Annotated in this window: 18 protein-coding genes and 1 pseudogene; 9 read left to right on the top strand and 10 right to left on the bottom strand. The window is 69.0% G+C overall.

The window, feature by feature from the left end:
* Positions 1-815: pseudogene (locus G3N64_RS31785) on the bottom strand (DNA translocase FtsK); the annotation flags it as partial.
* A gap of 177 nt (positions 816-992) precedes the next feature.
* Positions 993-1,538: an META domain-containing protein gene (locus G3N64_RS31780; RefSeq protein ID WP_205787711.1), complete on the bottom strand. Its 546-nt coding sequence runs from the start codon at positions 1,536-1,538 to the stop codon at positions 993-995.
* A gap of 213 nt (positions 1,539-1,751) precedes the next feature.
* On the opposite strand from G3N64_RS31780, the gene purT reads away from it, so the two are divergent.
* The 4 genes from purT (at position 1,752) to G3N64_RS31760 (ending at position 5,621) form a co-directional block, all read left to right on the top strand.
* Positions 1,752-2,966 carry a formate-dependent phosphoribosylglycinamide formyltransferase gene (gene purT, locus G3N64_RS31775; protein WP_205787710.1) on the top strand — a complete coding sequence of 405 codons (1,215 nt, stop codon included), beginning with the start codon at positions 1,752-1,754 and terminating at the stop codon, positions 2,964-2,966.
* A gap of 18 nt (positions 2,967-2,984) precedes the next feature.
* A complete protein-coding gene (locus tag G3N64_RS31770) occupies positions 2,985-3,170 on the top strand; it encodes a DUF6726 family protein (RefSeq protein WP_043189004.1) in 186 nt (61 codons plus the stop codon).
* An 81-nt stretch (positions 3,171-3,251) separates the two neighbouring features.
* Complete coding sequence (locus G3N64_RS31765; protein ID WP_205787709.1) at positions 3,252-3,632, top strand: MliC family protein; 381 nt, start codon at positions 3,252-3,254, stop codon at positions 3,630-3,632.
* Positions 3,633-4,052: 420 nt separating this feature from the next.
* Positions 4,053-5,621, top strand: a complete 1,569-nt coding sequence (locus G3N64_RS31760) for a DEAD/DEAH box helicase (RefSeq protein WP_205787708.1) — start codon at positions 4,053-4,055, stop codon at positions 5,619-5,621.
* Positions 5,622-5,806: 185 nt separating this feature from the next.
* Here G3N64_RS31760 and gluQRS read toward each other — a convergent pair whose 3' ends face one another.
* Positions 5,807-6,700 carry a tRNA glutamyl-Q(34) synthetase GluQRS gene (gene gluQRS / locus G3N64_RS31755; RefSeq protein WP_205787716.1) on the bottom strand — a complete coding sequence of 298 codons (894 nt, stop codon included), beginning with the start codon at positions 6,698-6,700 and terminating at the stop codon, positions 5,807-5,809.
* Positions 6,701-6,755: 55 nt separating this feature from the next.
* Positions 6,756-7,610, bottom strand: coding sequence for a sulfurtransferase (locus G3N64_RS31750; protein ID WP_205787707.1), 855 nt, complete (start codon positions 7,608-7,610; stop codon positions 6,756-6,758).
* Between the two features lie 216 nt (positions 7,611-7,826).
* Between G3N64_RS31750 and dnaE the strand changes: the two genes are divergently transcribed.
* From dnaE to G3N64_RS31735, 3 genes are all read left to right on the top strand, one after another.
* On the top strand, positions 7,827-11,360 hold the full coding sequence (dnaE, locus tag G3N64_RS31745; protein WP_205787704.1) for a DNA polymerase III subunit alpha: 3,534 nt from the start codon (positions 7,827-7,829) through the stop codon (positions 11,358-11,360).
* A 314-nt stretch (positions 11,361-11,674) separates the two neighbouring features.
* A complete protein-coding gene (locus tag G3N64_RS31740) occupies positions 11,675-12,763 on the top strand; it encodes a glycosyltransferase family 9 protein (protein ID WP_205787714.1) in 1,089 nt (362 codons plus the stop codon).
* A 168-nt stretch (positions 12,764-12,931) separates the two neighbouring features.
* A complete protein-coding gene (locus G3N64_RS31735; RefSeq protein ID WP_205787703.1) occupies positions 12,932-14,101 on the top strand; it encodes a glycosyltransferase family 9 protein in 1,170 nt (389 codons plus the stop codon).
* A 144-nt stretch (positions 14,102-14,245) separates the two neighbouring features.
* Here G3N64_RS31735 and G3N64_RS31730 read toward each other — a convergent pair whose 3' ends face one another.
* The 3 genes from G3N64_RS31730 to G3N64_RS31720 all read right to left on the bottom strand — a co-directional run bounded on the left by G3N64_RS31730 (position 14,246) and on the right by G3N64_RS31720 (position 17,377).
* Entirely contained in the window at positions 14,246-15,526 is a 1,281-nt protein-coding gene (locus tag G3N64_RS31730) for an O-antigen ligase family protein (protein WP_205787702.1), read from the bottom strand.
* Between the two features lie 135 nt (positions 15,527-15,661).
* The gene (locus G3N64_RS31725) at positions 15,662-16,504 is read right to left on the bottom strand and encodes a glycosyltransferase (protein ID WP_205787701.1); all 843 of its coding nucleotides are present in this window, start codon (positions 16,502-16,504) and stop codon (positions 15,662-15,664) included.
* 120 nt (positions 16,505-16,624) lie between these two features.
* On the bottom strand, positions 16,625-17,377 hold the full coding sequence (locus G3N64_RS31720; RefSeq protein WP_205787700.1) for a glycosyltransferase family 2 protein: 753 nt from the start codon (positions 17,375-17,377) through the stop codon (positions 16,625-16,627).
* Between the two features lie 223 nt (positions 17,378-17,600).
* Between G3N64_RS31720 and msbA the strand changes: the two genes are divergently transcribed.
* Positions 17,601-19,352 (top strand): lipid A export permease/ATP-binding protein MsbA, encoded by a 1,752-nt coding sequence (msbA, locus tag G3N64_RS31715; protein ID WP_241021312.1) that lies wholly within the window; start codon positions 17,601-17,603, stop codon positions 19,350-19,352.
* Between the two features lie 94 nt (positions 19,353-19,446).
* Entirely contained in the window at positions 19,447-19,827 is a 381-nt protein-coding gene (locus tag G3N64_RS31710; protein ID WP_205787696.1) for an RcnB family protein, read from the top strand.
* A 56-nt stretch (positions 19,828-19,883) separates the two neighbouring features.
* On the opposite strand, the gene G3N64_RS31705 is transcribed toward G3N64_RS31710, so the two are convergent.
* The 3 genes from G3N64_RS31705 to G3N64_RS31695 are packed head-to-tail and all read right to left on the bottom strand — an operon-like array spanning position 19,884 to position 22,716.
* The gene (locus G3N64_RS31705) at positions 19,884-20,450 is read right to left on the bottom strand and encodes an FUSC family protein (RefSeq protein WP_205787712.1); all 567 of its coding nucleotides are present in this window, start codon (positions 20,448-20,450) and stop codon (positions 19,884-19,886) included.
* A 41-nt stretch (positions 20,451-20,491) separates the two neighbouring features.
* Entirely contained in the window at positions 20,492-21,751 is a 1,260-nt protein-coding gene (locus G3N64_RS31700; RefSeq protein ID WP_205787695.1) for an MFS transporter, read from the bottom strand.
* On the bottom strand, positions 21,748-22,716 hold the full coding sequence (locus tag G3N64_RS31695) for a PRC-barrel domain-containing protein (protein ID WP_205787694.1): 969 nt from the start codon (positions 22,714-22,716) through the stop codon (positions 21,748-21,750). Before G3N64_RS31695 ends, G3N64_RS31700 begins: the two co-directional genes overlap by 4 nt.
* Positions 22,717-23,147: the final 431 nt, after the last annotated feature.

The raw sequence follows: 23,147 nt of genomic DNA, 5'->3' as shown, positions 1-23,147 counted from the left end.
AACGCGGCGGTGGCCGGTCGTGCGGCAGTCGGCCGCGGGCGGACGGGTTCGAATCCGACAGGAAGCGGGGCTGGATCGGGGCGCGGGACCTGCGAGTTCGCCGCGGCGCGCGCGAGGCTGGCGGTGCTGCCGGTCGTGGGCGGCGGCATCGCGTTGGCCGAGGGAATCGGCGCGGGCGGTGTCGGCATGCTGCGCTGGGGCGCGGTCGGCTTCAACCAGCCCGACGGCGCGACGGGTTCCACATGAGGACGCGGGGGCGTGCTGCTGCGCGGCTTCGGCCGCGCCTGCGGGTCGGGTTTCCACAGCGTCGGGCGCGAGTACCGGCCGTTCTGGCGCGGCGCCATCGAATTGACGGTATGCGCGGTGGTCGGCTGGATGACGTCGTCGTCGCGATGCAGCGCGCTGCGCGGCAGGTCGGCGATGCCGCGCGCGTCGTCGTCACCGCCGTCGCGCGACAGCTTGACGCCGAACGACGTGTCGACCCACGCGGCGAACTGCCGCCAGCCGATACCGGTCAGCCAGGGCAGCCCCGCGAAGAACAGCACGACCATCGCGACCGGCGTGCCGATCGGGCCGAGCAGGTGGGCGAAGCCTGCCGAGAACGCATGGCCGAGCGCGTTCGTGTCGGGGCCCGACAGCGGGCTCGTCAGCGTGCAGCTCGCCACGAACACCGCGGCGAAGCCGAGCCACAGGCGGATCGAGCCGCGGCCGGCGAGCCCGCCGCCGCCAGGCAGCATCGCCTGCACGAGACGCCAGAAGAGAAGGAGGAACCAGACGGCGGAGATGCCGAACCAGCCGAAGACAACCGTGTGCATGCTTTGAAACAGGAGTGGGGAGGGGCGCACGGGGCGCGACCCGCCGAGTTTAACCGGCCGGCGTACAAGACTCTAACGCGGCGTGCATCCGATTCACGCCGCGCGACGCGTGTGCACGGCACACGCGCATGGCGCGCCACGCGAAGGCGGTCGGTCGGCCTTCGCGCGCGCCGTGCATCAGGGGCTCCGGTGCGTGAAGGTCAGCGTTGCGCCGGTAGCGGTCACGATCTGTAGTTGCTTCGGCTCGCGCATCTGCACGCCGGTCTTGTCGATGTGGGCAAGTGCGTCGAGGTACGCGGCTTCGAGCTGGCCGCCGAGCGTGTTCGGGCAGGCCATCCGCGTGCCGGCGAGCGGCCCGAAGTTCAACAGGCCGTTCTTGATCGCGTAGGTGCCCATGTAGCGGTTGCAGCCCGAGAACCCGCTCGCGCGCCGGATGCCCGAGTCGGTCGACAGCGCGAGCTTGATCGGCTCGCCGTTGTCGCCGTGCGGGATCGCGCGCTGCGTGCCGTCGGCGTTCAGCCAGCTGGTGAGTTCCCAGCTTGTGTCGTCGAGCAGCTGGACGGCGGCCGGGTTGTACGGGTCGGGCGCGGGGGCGGCGGAATCGGGGTGGGTCGGCATCGCGCAGGCGGCGAGAAGCGTGGCAAGCGTCAACGCGCAGAGCGGCGCGCGCAACGGGCGAAGCAGGCCGGTGCGTGCGCGTGCGGCGGCGGACAGGTGGGACATGAGCCTCGTTCCTCATCGGATTCTGATCAAGGCGTAAGAGTAACGCACCCGCCCCGCGGCAGGCGAGCCGACACTTCGCGCATGAAAACGTTCGCAGCCCGTCCACGCGCCGTGCGCGGCCGGGCACCGGCGCGTCGAAACGCCCAAAACGGGCACCATCGCGCGTGTTAACATCGGAGCCGTTTTCGTCCTCCACCAGAAGCGGGAAATCACATGCAGATCGGTCAGCGGCTCGGTACGCCGCTCTCACCCTCGGCCACGCGCGTCATGCTGCTCGGCGCCGGCGAACTCGGCAAGGAAGTCATCATCGCGTTGCAGCGGCTCGGCGTCGAAGTCGTCGCGGTCGACCGCTATCCGGACGCACCGGGCCACCAGGTCGCGCATCGCGCGCACGTGATCGACATGACGGACGCCGCCGCGCTGCGGGCGATCGTCGAGGCCGAACGCCCGCACCTGATCGTGCCCGAGATCGAGGCGATCGCGACCGACGCGCTCGCGGCGATCGAGGCGGCCGGCCTCGCCGAGGTGATCCCGACCGCGCGCGCGACGCAGCTCACGATGAACCGCGAAGGGATCCGCCGGCTCGCGGCCGAGGCGCTCGGCCTGCCGACGTCGCCGTATGCGTTCGCGGATTCGTTCGAGGCGTTCAGCGCGGCCGTCGCGAAAATCGGCATGCCGTGCGTCGTGAAGCCCGTGATGTCGTCGTCGGGCAAGGGGCAGTCGGTCGTGAAGACCGAAGCCGACGTGAAGCCGGCGTGGGACTACGCGATGGCGGGCGGCCGCGTGAACCACGGCCGCGTGATCGTCGAGGGCTTCATCGATTTCGACTACGAGATCACGCAGCTCACCGTGCGCGCGATCGACCCGGCGACGAACGCCACGCGCACCTACTTCTGCGAGCCGGTCGGCCACGTGCAGGTCGCGGGCGACTACGTCGAGTCGTGGCAGCCGCAGCCGATGAGCGCCGCGGCGCTCGAGAAGTCGCGCGAGATCGCGCACAAGGTCACCGAGGCGCTCGGCGGGCGCGGGATGTTCGGCGTCGAGCTGTTCGTGCGTGGCGACGACGTGTGGTTCTCCGAGGTGAGCCCGCGGCCGCACGATACGGGCCTCGTCACGCTCGCGTCGCAGCGCCAGTCGGAATTCGAGCTGCACGCGCGTGCGATTCTCGGGCTGCCGGTCGATCCGGCGCTCGGTACGCCGGCCGCATCGGCGGTGATCTACGGCGGGCTCGACGAGCGCGGGATCGCGTTCGAAGGCGTGCGCGACGCGCTCGCGGTGCCGGGCGCCGACCTGCGCCTGTTCGGCAAGCCGGAAAGTTTTGCGAAGCGGCGCATGGGCGTCGCGCTGGCGACCGGCGCGACCGTCGACGAAGCCCGCGAACGCGCGAAGCGTGCCGCCGCGGCCGTCCGGCCCGTGTCGGCGCGCTGACGTATCCAGGAGACGACGATGACGCCGAAGTGGCTGCGTATCGGAAAGCTGGCCGCCGCGCTGGCGCTTGCCGCGAGTCTCGCGGGTTGCGGCCTCGCGGCCGCACCGTGCCGGGTGGCCTCGGCCGGGCTCAAGATCGTGCCGCTGGTCGGCCATGTCGCAGCCGCACCGACCGACGCGTGTGCCGACGTCATCGATCCCTGATCACGATACCCGACGCGATCGCCAACAATCATCGCGCGCCCCGCGAAGGCGCGTTTCCACTCGTCTCGTGAGAGAACCTGCATGATCCGCCAAACCCTCGCCACGCTCGCGCTCGCCGGCTCTGCCGTTTCCGTCGCGCATGCCGCGCAACTGACCGTCGAAGAGATCGACGCCGATTCGCGCCAGTTCGCCGTCTACCAGTGCGCGAACCAGAAGCAGTCCGTGCGCGTGTCGTACTGGCTCGCGGGCAACGGCCAGAGCTTCGCGCTCGTGCCGGTCAACGGGAAGCAGATGCTGTTCGTCGACACCGTGTCGGCGTCGGGTGCGCGCTACCAGGCCGGCCGCTATACGTGGTGGACGAAAGGCAAGGAAGCGACGCTGCGCGACGAGATCGCCGACCAGAATTCGCCGCCGCTGCTGGGCGACTGCGTGCAGGTCGAGAAGAAAAAGAAGAAGGGCTGAGCGCCCGGCGCGGACGTGGATCGTGCACCGCCGGCGCCTGCCGGCGGCCGGCTCCCGGGCCTGACGGCCGGGCATGCAGGCCGGCAGCGGGCCGGCAGCGGGCGATCCGGCACGGCGATCCGGCACGGCGATCCGCGATCCGGCCCCTGATATTCTCCACTGGCCGATTGGAATAGTCAGACCGGGCAGCCAGTCGACCGCGCAGGCCTGCCCGGGCCCGCCGCACGAACCGCTGTTACGGCCGTTCGCGGCGTTGTCACGGACAGTTGGCCGCGCAGTGCTACAATACGCCCCTTTCCGCCGGCATTCGCGCCGAACGGAGTCCGCACGGCCTGGCGTCCAGCGTTCGCATTGAACCGGTCCCAAGCGCCAGAGCGGCGCCGCGCGGCGCGCCGCGGCTCCGTCTATTTCCGAATTGTGATGAGCGCAGGCCCGGCCGGCCTGACGCACGATGTCCCCGCCGCGCCTTTTGAGCGAAACGCCACCATGTCCGATTCTGTCGCCAAGCCCGTCGACGCAACCTTCGATCAATTCGGCCTTGCCGCCGATATCCTGAAAGCCATTGCGGAGCAGGGCTATACGACGCCGACGCCGATCCAGGCGCAGGCCATCCCGGTCGTGCTCGCCGGCCGCGACGTCATGGGCGCCGCGCAAACGGGCACCGGCAAGACCGCGAGCTTCTCGCTGCCGATCATCCAGCGGCTGCTGCCGCAGGCCAACACGAGCGCGTCTCCGGCGCGCCACCCGGTGCGGGCGCTGATCCTCACGCCGACCCGCGAACTCGCCGACCAGGTCGCCGCGAACGTGCACGCGTATGCGAAGCACACGCCGCTGCGCAGCGCGGTCGTGTTCGGCGGTGTCGACATGAACCCGCAGATGGCCGAACTGCGCCGCGGCGTCGAGATCCTGATCGCGACGCCGGGCCGCCTGCTCGACCATGTGCAGCAGAAGACGGCGAATCTCGGCCAGGTGCAGATCCTCGTGCTCGACGAAGCCGACCGGATGCTCGACATGGGCTTCCTGCCCGATCTGCAGCGCATCCTGAATCTGCTGCCGAAGGAGCGCCAGACGCTGCTGTTCTCGGCCACCTTCTCGGGGGAAATCAAGAAGCTCGCGTCGACCTACCTGCGCAACCCGCAGACGATCGAAGTCGCGCGCAGCAACTCGACGAACGCGAACGTCACGCAGATCGTCTACGACGTCGCCGAAGGCGACAAGCAGGCGGCCGTCGTGCAGTTGCTGCGCGATCGCGGCCTCAAGCAGGTGATCGTGTTCTGCAACAGCAAGATCGGCGCAAGCCGGCTCGCGCGCAATCTCGAGCGCGACGGCGTGGTCGCGTCGGCGATCCACGGCGACAAGACGCAGATCGAGCGGATGCAGGCGCTCGACGCGTTCAAGCGCGGCGAGATCGAGGCGCTGGTCGCGACCGATGTGGCCGCGCGCGGCCTCGACATCGCCGAACTGCCGGCCGTGATCAACTTCGACCTGCCGTTCAGCGCGGAAGACTACGTGCACCGGATCGGCCGTACCGGCCGTGCGGGGGCGACAGGCGACGCGCTGTCGCTGTGCAGCCCGAACGAGCGCAAGCAGCTCGCCGATATCGAGAAGCTGATCAAGCGTCCGCTCGAAATGCAGACGCTCACGCTCGACAAGCCGGCGCGTCATCGTCACGACGAGCGCGGCAACGACCGCGGCGGCGATCGCAACAGCGAGCGCGGTGGCGAACGGAGCGGCGAGCGCGGCGGCCGTCGCGATCGCGACGAGCATCGCGGTGCGTCGGGGCGCCGGTCGGGCGGTTCCGAGCGTGGTCATCACCGTCGCCACGAAGCGCCGGTCGACGATTTCTTCCTGAAGCCGTACGAGCCGTCGGCGCCGGCGAAGCAGCACGACGACGCGCAGCCCGCGCAGCAGCCCGAGAAGAAGGGGCCGAAGCGTCAGGTCGCCGCACTGCTCGGCGGGTTCGGGATGCCGCGCAAGCCGTCGGCATAAGCCAGGCGGACGTGACGGTGCGGCGCGCGAGCGCCGCAAGTAGAGCGGGTGCATGCGATGAGCATGTGCCCGTTTTTCATTGGGGCCGCGGTTCGAAGAGGGGGCGAAAGAGGGCGCGGGCGGCGAGCGATGCAGCCGGTATCCGGCAGGTCTCGACCGCCGCGAAACCGGCGCGCTGCCGCGCGTTAGCCGGCCTGCGGCCCGAAGCGCGTCGCCCACGCGGCCGTTGCGGCTGCGTAGAACGCATCGAGCGTCGTGCCTGCGAGCGCGCCGTCGGGCGCGAGGCCCAGGTGTGCGGCCGCTGCCTGCAGCGCAGGCAGCGGATCGTCGCGTTCGAGCGCGGTCGCGCCCGTCTGCTTGCTGAGCTTGTCGCCGTTCGCATCGACGACGACGGGCACGTGCAGGTACTGCGGCGTCGGCACGCCGAGGCAGTGCTGCAGGTGGATCTGGCGCGCGGTCGAGTCGAGCAGGTCGGCGCCGCGCACGACGTGCGTGATGTGCGCATCGGCATCGTCGACGACGACCGCGAGCTGATAGGCCCATTGCCCGTCCGCGCGCTTCAGCACGAAATCGCCGACTTCGGTCGCGAGGTTCTGCGATTGCGCGTGCTGCCAGCGATCGTCGAACGTGACGATCGCGTCGTCGCCGTCCGGCACGCGCAGCCGCCACGCGCGCGCGGGCTTGCCGTGCAGGCCGGTGCGGCAGGTGCCCGGGTAGGCGAGCGTCGTGTGGCGCTCGTGCGCGGCGCGCAGCGAATCGGCGATTTCCTTGCGCGTGCAGCCGCACGGATAGACGAGCCCGGCCGCGACGAGCCGTTCGAGTGCGGCCGTATAGGCGGCATCGCGCGTGCTTTGCCAGACGGGTGGCTCATCGGGCGTCATGCCGAAATGCGCGAGTGTCGCGAGGATGTCGTCGGCCGCGCCGGGCACCGTGCGCGGGCCGTCGAGATCCTCGATCCGCACGAGCCATGCGCCGCCGTGTGCGCGCGCGTCGAGCCAGCTCGCGAGCGCGCCGACCAGCGAGCCGAAGTGCAGCGGGCCGGTGGGCGACGGTGCGAAGCGGCCGCGATAGGCAGTCATCGGGGCGAAGCGGCCGCGATAGGCAGTCATCGGGGCGCCGCGGGGCAGCGCGCGGTCAAGCGGCGCTGGCTGCCGGTGCGCAGGCCGGGCACGACTGGCCGGGCACGTAGCTCGGCGACTGTTGCGCTTCCGGCGTGACGACCGCGCGGCACGCGAAGCACGTGACGTTCTCGGTGGGCTGGAGTTGCGGGTTCAGCGCGGTGCGGTAGTCGAACACGAAGCAGTCGCCGTGATAGTGCGCGCCGCCGACTTCCTCGAAGTACTTCAGGATCCCGCCTTCGAGCTGATACACGTTCTCGATGCCGATTTCCTTCATGTGGATCGCGGCTTTCTCGCAGCGGATGCCGCCCGTGCAGAACGACACGACCGTCTTGCCTTCGAGGTCGGCGCGGTTCGCGTCGATCACTTCCGGGAATTCGCTGAACTTGTCGATCCGGTAGTCGAGCGCGTCGTCGAACGTGCCGACGTCGACCTCGAATGCGTTGCGCGTGTCGAGCATCACGACCGGGCGGCCCGTGTCGTCGTGGCCGCGGTCGAGCCACGTCTTCAGCGTGCGCGCGTCGACGAACGGCGCGCGGCCGAGCTCCGGCTTGATCGCCGGCTTCTTCATCGTGATGATTTCGCGCTTCAGGCGCACGAGCATGCGGCGGAACGGCTGCGAGTCGGACAGGCTTTCCTTGAACTGCAGCGACGCGAACTTGCCTTCGAACAGCGGATCGTGGCGGATGTACGCGATGAACGCGTCGGCGGCTTCGCGCGTGCCGGCGATGAACAGGTTGATGCCTTCCGGCGCGAGCAGGATCGTGCCGCGCAGTCCGAGTTCGTTGCAGCGGGCGGTGACGAGCGGGCGCCATTGCTCGTTCGTGTCGAGCGACACGAAGTGGTAGGCGGCGAGGTTGACGATGGTCATGTTGGTCCGACGGGAAAACGGCCGCACGGCGGCCCGCAAAAAAGGGTGCGAAGCCGGGGCGTTGATTCGAAAAACCGTATTATCCCGCAAACCGCGCTCGGGCCGGCACCCGGCCGTTCGGCCAGCCGCGCGGCGTGCGGTCGCGGGCATCGGCCGAACGGCCAGCGCGGGGATTTTTTGGGCAGCGTGCGCGGCGGGGCGGCTACAATAGCGCCCATGTCAGATCCCCGCTTCGTCCATCTTCGCGTTCACTCCGAATTCTCGATTGCCGACGGCATCGTGCGCATTGACGACATCGTCAAGGCGGCGGCCGCAGACGGTCAGGGCGCGCTCGCGCTCACCGATCTCGGCAATGCATTCGGCCTTGTCCGTTTCTACCAGGAAGCCCGCGGCAAGGGCATCAAGCCGATCGCCGGCTGCGACGTCTGGATCGCCAATCCGGACGACCGCGACAAGCCGTCGCGGCTGCTGCTGCTCGTCAAGGACAAGGTCGGCTACCTGAATCTCTGCGAGCTGCTGTCGAAGGCGTGGCTCACGAACCAGTACCGCGGCCGTGCGGAACTCGACGCGAGCTGGCTCGACGGCGAGCTCGCGCAGGGGCTGCTCGCGCTGTCGGGCGCGCAACAGGGCGATATCGGGCTCGCGCTTGCCGCGGGCAATGAAGAAGCCGCGCGCCGTCACGCCGAGCGCTGGGCGAAGGTGTTCCCGGGCGGCTTCTACATCGAGCTGCAGCGTTACGGCCAGCCGGGCGCCGAGGCGTACATCCAGCAGGCCGCGACGCTCGCCGCGGCGCTGAAGCTGCCGGTCGTCGCGACGCACCCGACGCAGTTCATGACCGACGACGATTTCACCGCGCACGAGGCGCGCGTGTGCATCTCGGAAGGCGACATCCTCGCGAACCCGCGGCGCCAGAAGCGTTTCACGACCGACCAGTATTTCCGCACGCAGGACGACATGGCCGCGCTGTTCGCCGACCTGCCGTCGGCGATCGCGAACACGGTCGAGATCGCGAAGCGCTGCAACCTGAAGCTCGAGCTCGGCAAGCCGAAACTGCCGCTGTTCCCGACGCCAGACGGCATGTCGCTCGACGACTACCTGGTCCAGCTGTCGAAGGAAGGGCTCGAGACCCGTCTCGCGCAGCTGTATCCGGCCGAAGCCGAGCGCGACGCGCAGCGCGACACGTACTACAAGCGCCTCGAATTCGAGTGCGGGACCATCACGAAGATGGGCTTCCCGGGCTACTTCCTGATCGTTGCGGACTTCATCAACTGGGCGAAGAACAACGGCGTGCCGGTCGGCCCGGGCCGCGGCTCGGGCGCGGGTTCGCTGGTCGCTTACGCGCTCGGCATTACCGACCTCGACCCGCTGCGCTACAACCTGCTGTTCGAGCGCTTCCTGAACCCGGAACGGGTGTCGATGCCCGACTTCGACATCGACTTCTGCCAGCACGGCCGCGATCGCGTGATCCAGTACGTGAAGGAGAAGTACGGCGCGGACGCCGTGTCGCAGATCGCCACGTTCGGCACGATGGCTGCGAAGGCGGCCGTGCGCGACATCGGCCGCGTGCTCGACCTCGGCTACATGTTCACCGACGGCGTCGCGAAGCTGATCCCGTTCAAGCCGGGCAAGCACGTGACGATCGCCGACGCGATGAAGGAAGAGCCGCAGTTGCAGGAGCGCTACGACCACGAGGACGAAGTGCACCAGCTGCTCGATCTCGCGCAGCGCGTCGAAGGCCTCACGCGTAACGTCGGGATGCACGCGGGCGGCGTGCTGATCGCGCCCGGCAAGCTGACCGATTTCTGCCCGCTGTACACACAGGGCGACGACGGCGGCGTGGTCAGCCAGTACGACAAGGACGACGTCGAAGCCGTCGGCCTCGTGAAGTTCGACTTTCTGGGTCTCACGACGCTGACGATCCTCGACTGGGCCGAGCGCTACATCCGCCGCCTCGATCCGTCGAAGGCCGACTGGTCGCTCGCGCAGGTGCCGCTCGACGATCCCGCCTCGTTCCAGATCCTGAAGAAGGCCAACACGGTCGCCGTGTTCCAGCTGGAAAGCCGCGGGATGCAGGGCATGCTGAAGGATGCGCAGCCCGACCGGTTCGAGGACATCATCGCGCTCGTGTCGTTGTATCGTCCGGGCCCGATGGACCTGATCCCGAGCTTCTGCGCACGGAAGCACGGCCGCGAGAAGGTCGACTATCCGGATCCGCGCGTCGAACCCGTCCTGAAAGAGACCTACGGCATCATGGTCTATCAGGAGCAGGTGATGCAGATGGCGCAGATCATCGGCGGCTACTCGCTCGGCGGCGCGGACTTGCTGCGTCGCGCGATGGGCAAGAAGAAGCCCGAGGAGATGGCCAAGCACCGCGAGATCTTCGCCGAGGGCGCGGCAGCGAACGGCCTCACGCGCGAGAAGTCCGACGAGATCTTCGACCTGATGGAGAAGTTCGCGGGCTACGGCTTCAACAAGTCGCACGCGGCTGCCTACGCACTGCTCGCGTACTACACCGCGTGGCTGAAGGCGCACCATCCGGCCGAATTCATGGCGGCCAACATGACGCTCGCGATGGACGACACCGACAAGGTGAAGATCCTGTTCGACGATTGCATCGTGAACAACCTCGCCGTGCTGCCGCCCGACATCAACCAGTCGCGTTACCGCTTCGAGCCGGTCGCCGAAGCCGACGGCAAGCGCTCGCGCACGATCCGCTACGGCCTCGGCGCGGTGAAGGGCAGCGGCCAGAACGCGATCGAGGAAATCCTGCGCGCCCGCGAGGAAAAGGCGTTCACCGACCTGTTCGACTTCTGCGAGCGGATCGACCGGCGCGTGGTCAACCGCCGCACGGTCGAGGCGCTGATCCGTGCCGGCGCGTTCGATTCGCTGAATACGAACCGTGCGCAGCTGATCGCGTCGGTGCCGCTGGCGATGGAGGCGGCCGACCAGGCCGAGGCGAACGCGATGCAGGCCGGCCTGTTCGACATGGGCGCCGAGTCGCCGCACGCGCATGCGCTCGTCGACGAGCCCGCGTGGGACGACAAGCGCCGCCTGCAGGAAGAGAAGGGCGCGCTCGGCTTCTACCTGTCCGGCCACCTGTTCGACGCGTATCGCGACGAGGTGCGCCGCTTCGTGCGGCAGAAGGTTGGCGACCTGAAGGAAGGGCGCGACAAGCTCGTGGCCGGCATCATCGCGTCGCTGCGCACGCAGATGACCCAGCGCGGCAAGATGCTGATCGTGCTGCTCGACGATGGTTCGGGCCAGTGCGAGATCACGATCTTCAACGAGCAGTTCGAGGCGAACAAGGCGCTGTTCAAGGAAGACGAGCTGCTGATCGTGCAGGGGCAGGCGCGCAACGATGCGTTCACGGGCGGCATCCGCTTCACGGCCGATACCGTGATGGATCTCGAACGCGCGCGCAGCCGCTACGCGCAGGCCGTGCGGCTGACGATGAACGGCAACGCCGACGCGACCGCGCTGCGCCGTGTGCTCGAACCGCACGTGTCGAAGGACGATCCGGCGGCTGCGAACGTGATCGAAGCGCCTGCGCCGCGCGGCGGCGGGCGCGATGGTGGTCGCCGCCCGCAGGCGCCGCTGCCGAACGGACTCGCGGTCCAGGTCCACTACAGCAACGCGCGGGCACAGGGTGAGATGCGCCTTGGGGACGCATGGCGCGTGAAGCCGAGCGACGTGCTGCTCGCGGAGCTGCGTGCGGCGTTCGACGGCAGCGTCGTCGAAATCACGTACTGACACTGACCGCGCGTCCGCCGGACGGCTGTCGCGCCATGCGGCCCGTCGCATCGCCATCGTGCGGTGCGGCGGGCCGTTTTTCATGTTCGCGCGAGCGGGTCTTGGGCTGGCCATCCGGACGCTATACAATCCGGCGCTAGCCGCACGACTGCGGCGTCGACCGTCGCTCGTCCGGCGGGTGGCGCCGGTATCGCGCACATAAACGGGGGCGGATCCGTGCGGCAAGCGGCGACATGCGACAAGGCCGTCCCGGAACCGGATGCCGTGGAATGGCCCGTCGCGACGACAAAAAAACTGACAGTCACCACATGACCATGGCCAATGGGAACCCGACGCAGCGGATCCTCGTGATCCGGATTGATTTTCTGGGCGACATGCTGTGCACGACGGCGTTTCTCGGCGCGCTGAAGGCGCGCTGGCCCGGCGCGGAGCTGCATGTGGTCGCGAACCGCTACAACGCGGCCGCGCTGGCCGGAAACCCGGACGTGGACACGATCCACACCTACGTGTACAGCCGCCAATGCGAGCGCAACGACCGCCCCGGGCGGATGCGCGCATTCTTCGACCGCCTGCGGCTCGTGCGCCGCCTGCGTCGCTTGCGGTTCGACCTCGTGGTCGTGCCGAACGGCGGCATGCATCGCAGCAGCATGCAGTTCGCGCGTCAGATCGGCGCGAAGGATTGCCGCTGGCACGATGCGGAGACCGAATTCGACGATCGCAAGCCCGAGCATGTCGCGCAGCGGCCGATGTGCCACGAGGCGCTGTCGGGTTTCCGGCTGGTGCCCGAACTCGGCTGCGCCGATCTCGACCGTCTCGAGTTGTCGGTTCATCCCGACCGCGCGCTGCAGGATGCATGGTATCGGCTGCTTGGCGCGCGCACGAAGCCGCGCATCGGGCTGTTTGTGACGAACAAGGCAGCCGAGCGCCGCTGGCCGGTGGACCGCTGGCGCGACCTCGCCGAGCGCCTGGCGCCGAGTGCCGACGTGATCGTGTTCCGCGATCCGGCCATCGGCCATGCTCCAGAGGACGACTCGTGGCGCGACGTGTGCGCGCGCCATGTCGCGCCGTCGTCGGTCGCCGAACTGGTGGCTGCCGCGAGCCTGCTCGATGCGATCGTCTCGGCTGACAGCGCTCCCGTGCATCTCGCGTCGGCGCTCGGCGTGCCCGTCGCCGCGCTGTTCGAGGATCGTCCCGAGAAATACCTGCGCTGGCATCCGCTCGGCGTGCCGCACGTGATCCTGCGCGCCGGCGCGACCGTCGACGCGATCGGCGTCGACGCGGTCGAGCGCGCGGTGCTTCACCTGCTGCCGCAGGCCACCCATCGCGACGAACCGTTGGGCGACGCGGCACACACGCGGCCGGCTGCTGCCGACACGCCGATGATCATGACGGTCGCTTCGTAGCACCACGGGGATCGCAGGCACCGCGTACGGCATCGGCACTGGCGCGCGGTGCGCCTGCCGCCGGGGCCGCAACAGTGCCGCTGCACGGCCGATTCGCCATACCGCGCCGGCTGCTGCAAAATCCTGTACATTGCCAGCCTTGTTCAGCCAGCAGATACCCCCATTGCCGTGGCCCTGTTTTCTTCCGCCCGCCCGCCCAGAACCATCCTCGTTGCCGCACCGCGCCGCATCGGCGACGTGCTGCTGACGACGCCGCTCGTGCGCTCGCTGAAGGCACGCTGGCCGGAAGCGCAGATCGACATGCTGGTGTTTCGCGGCACCGAAGGCGTGCTCGAGCACAATCCGGACGTGCGTCGCGTGATCGTCGTCGCGCAGCGCGCGGGATTCCGCGAGCGGCTGCGCGACGCGCTGTCGATGTGGCGCCGCTACGATCTCGCGTGCGCGGCGCTGAGCTCCGACCGGCCGCGTTTCTACAGCTGGTTCGCGGGCCGCAAGCGGGTGGGCCTCGTCGATCCGAACCGCGTGACGTGGCTCACGCGGATGATGCTGAACGGGATCGCGATCAATCACCACGAATCCGCGCATACGGTCGTCAGCACGCTCGCGCTTGCCCCCGTGATCGGCATCGAGCCGGTGTCCGAGGTCGTCGCGCCCGGCATCGGCAGCGATCCGGCGCGGCGCGCGCGTTTCGACGCGTGGCTTGCCGAGTCGCCGGCGATTCGCGACGGCAGGCCGCTGGTCGTCCTGCATCCGTATCCGATGTTCCGTTACAAGCAATGGCGGCTCGACGGCTGGGTCGAGATGGTCGGCTGGCTGCGCGAGCACGGCTTCGCAGTCGCGCTGTCGGGCGGCCCGGCCGACAGCGAGCGCGAATATGCGGAGCAGATCGCGACCGAAGCGGGCGGCGACGTGCTGAACCTGGTTGGCCGCCTGACGTTCGGCGAAAGCGCCGAACTGGTGCGGCGCGCACGGCTCTTCATCGGACCCGACACCGGAGCGACGCACGTCGCGGCTGCGACGGGCACCGACACGATCGCGCTGTTCGGCCCGTCCGACCCCGTGCGCTGGGGGCCGTGGCCGCAGCACTGGCCCGCGACCGAGAATCCGTGGCCGCTGCGCGGCTCGGGACGGCACGGGAACGTGTGGCTGCTGCAGGGGGAGGGTGATTGCGTGCCGTGCCGGCACGAGGGCTGCGAGCGCAAGGTCGACAGCCGCAGCGACTGCCTTGTGCATCTCGGTGCGCAGCGCGTGAAAGCCGCGGCGGCCGAGATGCTCGGGCTGAATCCGCCGGGCCCGGCCGAAGCCCTCGTCGACACGTCGCGACTGCATCGCACTTGATCCGACTGACGCGCGGGAAGCGCGCGTTTTCCGCTGGTTGCCGGTGGCTTGTTTCGTGACGAGCCGCGCAGCCTGTTTCCTTCGAAGATGGCGAGCTCCGCGGTGGCCGAAGCCGGCCGCCAGCAGAGCGTATGCCGTTGCGCGTTACGCGCTGCGCCGGATCGCCGACGTCTCGCGCGGTAGCGCCTCGCCGCGCTCGCCGCAGCCGAGCAGGATGCCGGCCAGCAGCACGATCAGGTGCCCTTCGGCGAAATCGAGCAGTAGCGAATTCGCGAGACTGCCGATCGCGAAGATCGCGAGCCAGCCGAGCAGCAGATGCCGCGAGCGCGGATCGAGCGCGCGGCTGCCGCGTGCGATCTGCACGATCAGGTTGACGAACAGCAGCAGGCCGAGCGTGCCGAGCTGCACGGCCATCAGCAGGTATTCATTGTGCGGGTTCGACGTGAGCTGGCCTTCGGCCGCCGTCTTGCCGGCCGTCAGCCGCTCGAACTCCGACTCGAGGCCGCCCGCGCCATAGCCGAGCACGGGGCGCTGGCGATAGAGCTCGAGCCCTTTCTTGTACCACTCGAGGCGCAGCCCGGTGGACGTGGCTGCGTCGCTCTGCCGGTATTGCTGCACTTCCGTCACGACCTTCACGAGCCGGCCGTTGTGAACCGTGCACGCGGCGACCACGAGCGCGACACCGGCCAGCACGAACACGCCGGCGGCGAGCCCCGCGCGCAGCGGCGACTGCCGGCGCAGCAACAGCACGAAACGCACGGCGACGACGAGGATCAGTAGCAGCGCGATGACCTGCCCGGTGCGCCCCTGCAGCATCACGAACACGTTGACGAGCGACCACGCGGCGATGCCCGCATACGCGGCGCGCGACAGCGCCGTGCGGGCCGCCAGCGCGAGATCGGCCGCCTGGTAGAACAGCAGCGCGCCGAACATGCCGGCGGCGATATGGTTCTTGAACACCCAGGCGCGCGACAGCGGCAGCTCGGTCGAGTGCGCGGGCCCGATCGAGGTCAGGCCGAGATAGTTGGTCGTCGACAGCAGCAGGATCACGCACAGCGTGCCGAACCAGCAGCGCTGCACGATCGGCGCCCAGTTCGAATGACGGAAGGCGAGCACGGCGAACGGCAGCAGCAGCAGCTTGTCGTACTTGGCGACCCAGTTCCACGCCTTGTTGTGCGGCGCGACCGTATAGGTGACGCTGGCGGCGAGCGCGGCCAGGATCAGCAGCGCCGCGAGCGAAGCCGGGTCGGTGACGAACGAGCGCAGGTCGCGCCAGAATTCGGGGGAAATCACGAGCGCGGCGGCGAACAGCCCGCAGAACACGTTGGTCAGCGCGGTCGAGACGGGGACCATGCAGAGCGCGGCAACGGCGAATGCGCGGGCGGCCGTCAGGCGCCGCGAGGCGGGAGCAGAAAACGAAAGCATCGGAACCTGTCGAATGAACGAATGCGGCTTGCGGACATCGTGCTGCGCGCCGCGCGCCCCGGCGGGAGATCCGGGACGAACGGCGCAGAGTATACGCGAAGCAGGCGGCGTTTCCGTGCGGTTTTCGGGGCCCGATCAGCTGAACGCGCGCTTGATCCGCGAGCGCAGCAGCGCGCGCTTCAGGCGGCCGTCGACTGCCGGCGCGTCGAGCGCGATGCGCGTGCCGGCCGGCTCGCCGCGATGCAGGTAGTAGCGGTCGAACGTCGCCTGGGTCATGCCCCATTTGTTCAGGAACTGGCGGCGGCCGTCGTTCTTGACGATCTTGCCCGTGCTCTTCTGCTGGAAGTGGTAGACGAGGCTGTCGCCGACGCCGACGAAGATCCGGCAGCCGGCATCCCAGAATTTCATCGAGAAGTCGTTGTCGCTGCTCATGCCGGGCGACAGTTCGCTGCTGTAGCCGCCGATCCGGTTCCACCAGTCGCGGTGCACGAGCGTCGGCGGCCAGGTCGAGCCGAGCCAGTCCGCGCGCACGAGCTTCGGGGCCGCTTCGACGAGGCCCGCCGCGTCGAAATGTTCGGCGTCGCGGCCGAAATTGCTGACCACGACGCACGGGTTGCGTGTGTCGACCGGCTCGACCATCGTGCCCGACAGCATGAAGAGGTCGGTCGGCATCTGTTCGATGCGGCGCACGAGCGCCGTGTCCCAGCCTGGGCAGCAGAACATGTCGTCGTTCATGTAGACGACGTAGTCGCGCGTTGCGCGCGCGGCGGCCCAGTTCACCGCGTGGCAGATGCCGATATTGGTCGGCGACGCTGTGTGTTCGATGCCTTCGCTGCGCACCCAGTCGAGCGTGCCGTCCGAGCCGTCGTTCACGTGCACGATGATCTGGTGGTCGTACGCGGAGTGGCGGCGCAGGCTGTCGACGACGAGCTTGAGGTACGGCAGGTTGTTCCAGGTCGGAATGATGATGGAGAACATGGCAGTCGGATTCGGTGGTCGTCGTGGCGGGCGGCGCGTGGCGCCGCCGGTCGGGCGGGCACGCGCGGCGCGGCCGGCCCGGCATTGTAACGCCGGGCCGGCCGCGTGCCGGGCGGGCGCTCAGCGCGCCCGTTCGTGGCCGAGCTTCAGGAAGCGGTAATACACGGTCTCCGCGTTGAACACGGCGATCATGAAGCCGGCGCGGCCGTCGAGGAAGCCGCGCCGCAGCACGTAGGTGCGCACGAACGCCCATGCGCCGCGCGCGAGCGCCTTGCCGAAGCCGCCGCGCTGGCCGGCCGCGCGGCGCTGGCGCGCGCCGGCCGTCGAATACGCGTCGAGCTTGCGCACGACGGCTTCGAAATCCTCGTACGAGTAGTGCATCAGCTTGCCGGACAGGCGCTGCGCGGCGCCATCGAACACGAGGCGCTCGTGCACGAGATCGTCCGAGAAGCGCGCGGCGCCGCGCCGGAACAGGCGCGGGATCCAGTCCGGATACCAGCCGCTGTGATGGATCCACTGGCCACAGAAGCTCGACAGACGGTCGACCGCATAGACCTGCGCAGCCGGTGCGCGGATCGTGTCGCGGATCGACTGCGCGAGTTCCGGGGTGACGACTTCGTCGGTATCGAGGGACAGGATCCAGTCGGTGTCGAGCGCGTCGACCGCGCGGTTCTTCTGCGGGCCGAAGCCCGGCCAGTCGCGCTCGACGATCACGCGCGCGCCGTGCGCCTGCGCGATCGCGACGGTATCGTCGGTGCTGCCGCCGTCGATGACGACGACGTCGTCGGCGAACGACAGCGCGGCAAGGCACTGCGCGAGCCGCGCGGACGCGTTGAGGGCGATGAGGGCGACGCCGAGGGAGGGTTCAGCCATGAAATCGTCGGAAAGGCGGAGAAAACGGTGAGCGGCAGTATACCCGCGGCCCGGCCGCTGCCCGCGTCGGCCATGACCGTGCCGGCCGGGGCGGTACGGCTATAATGTTGAGCCCTTTTCGGCACCTGCCCGACAGGGCGAAATCCCGGGCGGCCACGTCCGGGCGCCGCTTCGCGGCTCAAGAAGGATTGCCTTGGAAACCCAGAACACTCTTCGCAAACCGATGGACGGCACGGGCACCTCGCCGGTGACGGTCCTCAAGCGCCTGTGGCCGTACATCCGGCCGCTGATCGGCATCGTGGTGCTCGCCGTGATGACGATGGGCGTCGTCGCGGCCACCGAGGCCGGGATCCCGGCGCTGCTCAAGCCGCTCCTCGACCATGGCTTCGGCTCCCATGGCAGCGACAGCGCGAAATGGTACGTGCCGATCGCGGTGATCGGCCTCGCGCTCGTGCGCGGCGTATCGCAGTACGCGTCGAATTACCTGCTCAACTATGTATCGAACCGCATCCTGCTGCAGTTGCGGCTCGAGATGTTCCAGCGGATGCTCCACACGGGCGCGTCGTTCTTCCAGCGCGAAACCGCGAGCACGGTGATCAACGCGATCGTGTTCGAGGTCAACCAGATCCTGTCGGTGCTGACGGGCGTGATGGTGACGCTCGTGCGCGATTCGCTGACGGTGATCTTCCTGCTCGGCTACCTGTTCTACCTGAACTGGCGGCTCACGCTGATCGTCGCGGTGATCCTGCCCGGCATCGGCTGGCTCGTCAGCAAGATCAACCGTCGCCTGCGCCGCCTGAACCGCGAGCACCAGACGCTGACCAACGAGCTGTCGTACATCGTCGAGGAGACGGTCGGCGGCTACAAGGTCGTCAAGGTGCACAACGGCGAAGCGTACGAGATGGACCGCTTCACGCAGATGAGCAAGCGCCTGCGCGGCTACGCGATGCGCATGACGATCTCCGGCGGCCTTGCTCAGCCGCTTACGCAGTTCCTCGCGTCGATCGCGCTCGCGGTCGTGATCACGATCGCGGTCGTGCAGTCGTCGAACGACCAGACGACGGTCGGCGGCTTCGTCGCGTTCGTCACGTCGATGCTGCTGGTGATCTCGCCGCTCAAGCACCTGATCGACGTCAACCAGCCGCTGCAGCGCGGGATGACGGCTGCCGAACTGATCTTCGGACTGATCGACGAACCGGCCGAGCCGCAGGGCGGCAGCCGGCTGCTGCCGCATGCGCGCGGCGAGATCGAGTTCCGCAACGTGTCGTTCGACTACGGCGCGGCCGAGCGGCCGACGCTCGACCGCATCTCGTTCAAGGTCGCGCCCGGTGAAATGATCGCGCTTGCGGGCCCGTCCGGCAGCGGCAAGACGACGCTCGTGAACCTGCTGCCGCGCTTCTTCGACCCGACCGACGGCGCGATCCTGGTCGACGGCGTGCCGGTTGCCGACTACGACCTCCATGCGCTGCGCGGCCAGATGGCGATGGTCAGCCAGGACGTCGTGCTGTTCAACGACACGATCGCCGCGAACGTCGCGTATGGGCAGACGCCCGACCGCGCGCGCGTGCAGGCCGCGCTCGAGGCGGCGAACCTCGCCGATGCGGTCGCGGCGATGCCCGACGGGCTCGACACGCTCGTCGGCGGCAACGGGATGCGGTTGTCCGGCGGCCAGCGCCAGCGGCTCGCAATCGCGCGCGCGATCTACAAGGACGCGCCGATCCTGATTCTCGACGAAGCGACGTCGGCGCTCGACTCGGAATCGGAGCGCCACGTGCAGGCCGCGCTCGAACGGCTGATGGAAGGCCGCACGACGCTCGTGATCGCGCACCGGCTGTCGACGATCGAGCGTGCGGACCGCATCCTCGTGCTCGAGGCCGGCAAGATCGTCGAAGAGGGCAGCCACGACGAATTGCTGCGCCACGGCGGCCTCTACGCGCACCTGCACCGGATCCAGTACCAGCAGCAGGCGGCGTAACGCGCGGTCAAGTGGCCGCGCGGTACCGTGTGCTAGTCTTCTTTGGGTAGTTCGCGTGGTTTCGTTCGACGTGACAACACGGAGGGAAGGCACGATGAAGAAGATGCACGGGATGATGCTGGCCGCGCTGATCGCGGCGGGTTTCGCCGCGCCGGCCGCGATGGCGCAGGACCACGACAACCACCACGACCAGGGCGGCCACGGCATGCAGCGCGGCCATGGCCCGAAACACATGCCGCCCGGCCAAATGCGCCATGCGGACGACGTGCCGCCGCGCTGGGCCGACCAGCCGCGCCGCGAGTGGCACAAGGGCGACCGGCTTCCCCCCGAGTTCCGCGACCGCCAGTACGTGATCGACGACTGGCGCGGCTATCGCCTGAGCCCTCCGCCGCGCGGCTATCAATGGGTCGGCGTCGGCGGGGATCACCTGCTGGTGCAGATCGGCTCCGGCATCGTGCTGCGGATCGGCGACTGACCTTGCCGATCGCCCGGCACGCATCGCGATGCCGCGATGCGTGCCGGGCTGCCGCGTCACTTTGCCGCTGCGTGGCGGAACCAGCGGCGCTCGATCTTCGACATCACCCAGCACACGCCCAGCGCGCACACGGTGCCAAGCGTCACTTCGCCGAGCCGCATCAGCGGAATGTCCCACAGCGGGCCGTTGCCCGGAAACAGCAGCACGATCGTCGCGGTCACGCCGCCGAGCCGGGCCGCGCTACCGACATTCAGGCACCAGCAGCAGACGATCACGACCGCGACGGTAATCGCATACGCGGCGAGGCGGTCGCCGCCGAGCGCCGCACCGGCGAAGCCGAGCACGCCGCCGACCATCGCACCGACGAACTGGTCGCGCGACAGCGACATCGTGTCCGAGTAATTGTGCTGCGTCACGGCGATCGCGGTGATCGAGGCCCACACGGCCTGTTCGGTGTGCAGCGCGTGGCCGATCACGTACGCGAGGCACGCGCCGCACACGGCCTGCAGCGCCATCAGCCCGCCTTGCACGAGGCGCTCGCTGAATGACAGTCCCTTGAACAGATCGAAGATCGACTGCTGGATCTGCTGGCGGGCTTCGTTGAGTGTCCTGATCGTATCCATCATGTGTTGGCCAAGAAGCGGGTAACGGCGCCGCGCGGGCGTCAGTGCGCCTGTTCGGGCGATGCGGCGGCCGGTTCGTCGGCCGCCGAGTCGCCGTTCTCGACACGCGTTTCGGGCATCACGAGCCAGACCAGCAGCACCGCCAGCGCTCCGGCACCCGCAAGCCCGAAGAAGCTGACCGCGTTGCCGAAGTGATCGGCGACGTAGCCGGCCGCGGCCGTGCTGAGCGTCGCGCCGATCCCGGCCGCGAGCCCGAACAGCCCGATGCACAGGTTGTAGCGGCCCTTGCCGCCCGCGACGTCGGCCGCGATCAGCGGCAGCATCACGCCGAACACGGCCGCGCTGATGCCGTCGAGCATCTGCACGGGCACCAGCAGGTACGGGCTACTCACGCCGGCGAACAGCAGCGCGCGCACCGGCAGCGCGGAGAAGCCGAGCAGCAGGATCGGCCGGCGCCCCCAGCGTTGCGCGGAGCGCCCGACCCACGGCGACAGCATCGCGACGATCGCCTGCGGCACGATGATGCACGCGGCGATCACGAGCTGCACGTTCTCGCCCATCCCGGCCGTGACTTCGCCGGCCGCGAGGTTCAGCATCGCCGCGTTCGACAGGTGGAACAGCACGACGCACGCCGCGAAGATCAGCATCCGGCGGTCGCGCAGCAGTTCGAGGAGCGTTTCGCGTTCGCCGGCTTCGTCACGGTCGTCGGGCTTCGACGACTGCGGGATCACTTCGTGCGTCGGCTGGATCATCGCAAGCGCGAACAGCGCGGGCAGCGCGAGCACGGCAGTCAGCCAGAACACCGCGCGCGCGGAGAAGTATTCGCCGGTGAGCCCCATCAGGCCCGCCGCGACCGCGCTGCCGATCGATGCCCAGCGCGCGTTGCGGCCGAGCCGGTCGCCGAGGTCGGCGCGGCCGACGAGCGAGAACGAGATCGCGGCCATCGCCGGCACGAGCATGCAGCTCGCGAAACCGTGGAACACCTCGGCGGCGATCACCGGCACGATCGTCGGGCTCGACGCGAGCAGCACCGCGGACAGGATGATGGCCGCGATCGCCCACGCGGCCGCGCCTTTCTTGTTCTTCAGCGCATCGACGGCCGCGCCGCCGGGCACCTGGCTGACCATCGCGCTGATCGTGCCGATCGACAGCACCATGCCGATCTCGCCCTGCGTCCACTTGTGCGACGCGAGGTAGGACGCGATGAACGGACCGAACCCTGTTTGAACGTTTGCAACGAAGAAGTTGAGCCAGTCGAGGGACCGGAGACTGCGTACGCTGACGGAATGCTTGATCGTCATCGGGTCGCACTCGCAGACGAAGCCGGCACCGGTGCCGGCGCGACGGGCGGGAAGACCGCGACGATCGGCTTGTCGGCCGCATAGGGCGGCGACGCCTTGATCTGTGCGTCGTTCAGGTCGAGCTGCGGGCGCAGCGCCTTGTCGCGCGTGACGAAGCGCAGCGCGCCCCAGCTCGCGGCGATCGAACGGCGGTCGGTATTGACGAGGCCGCCGAGATCGAGCACGACCGCCTGCGGCTGCGACGCGCGGTCGATCAGCACGTCGACGACGCGGCCGATCTTCGTGCCGTTCGGGCGCTCGACCTCGCTGTCGAGCAGCGGCAGCCGCGTCGCGGGCGAAGCCGCGGCCGAACCCGACAGCGGAACGGCCTTGGGCCGCACGGCCGGCGGCAGGTCGCCCGACGGCACGTCGAGCACGATCGGCTCCTGTTTGCCGCCCGGCGTGAAGCGGAACGCGTTCCACGGGAAGATGACCTTGCGGTCGCCGACGCCCATGAAACCCTGCAGGTTGACGATCATCTCGCGCGGCTTGCCGCCCGCGTCGGTCACCATGTCGATCGCGCGGCCGATCACCTTGCCGTTACGTCGCGCGACTTCGCTGTCGAGCAACGCGTGGATCTGGGTGCGGTCGAGCGGGCGCGTCGCGACGATCGGCGCGGGCGGAGGCGGCGGCGGTGTCGGCGATTCGGGGCGCTGCACGGGCTTCGGCCGCGCGACTTCGCGGTGCGGCTTCTTCGGCGCTTCCGGTTCCTCCGGGTGCGTCGGCGCGGGCATGGGCGGCATCGTCAGCGGTTCGCCGGCGGTCTCCTCGACGGGCTCGACGAGCGCCTCGCTGATCGGCGCGGGCGGATTCTGGACCGGCAGCAGCCCGCAGCCGGACAGCAGCGCGGCAGCGCCGAGAATCAGGAAGACCGTCGAGGACGGCAACGACTTGCGGGATGCGGGAAACGGAAGTCCGCCGCTCATTGACACTCACTCCATGGGTCGGGGGCGGCCCGAGGGCACGCGGCTGGCGATGGATGGCGGGTGCGGGCGGCGCACCACGCGAGGTGAGATTTTAACGTGTCTTGCTTTCAGGACCGATTTCGATGGCTTGCTGGAGGCAGACTGTCGGGAAAAGGAAGGGATCGCGGGGGGCGGAAGAGGTTGGATACCGGCTTTGGCTTTGGGTGCGGTTTTGGCCAAGGCCAAGGCCAAGGCCAAGGCCAAGGCTGAGGCTGAGGCTGAGGCTGAGGCTGAGGCTGAGGCTGAGGCTGAGGCTGAGGCTGAGGCTGAGGCTGAGGCTGAGGAGGCGCCCGATCGTCTGCGACGATGCGGGCGCCGTGCCGGCCTGCCGCTTACTTGACCAGCGCGCCGAGCGTCGTCGTCACGGGTGCGAGCGCGCCGCCGCCGGTCTA

This window comes from Burkholderia sp. Ac-20344, from assembly GCF_017104975.1.
Classification (GTDB): Bacteria; Pseudomonadota; Gammaproteobacteria; order Burkholderiales; family Burkholderiaceae; genus Burkholderia.
The sequence above is the reverse complement of the archived record's forward strand: the minus strand, read 5'-3'. Positions and strand labels throughout refer to the sequence as shown.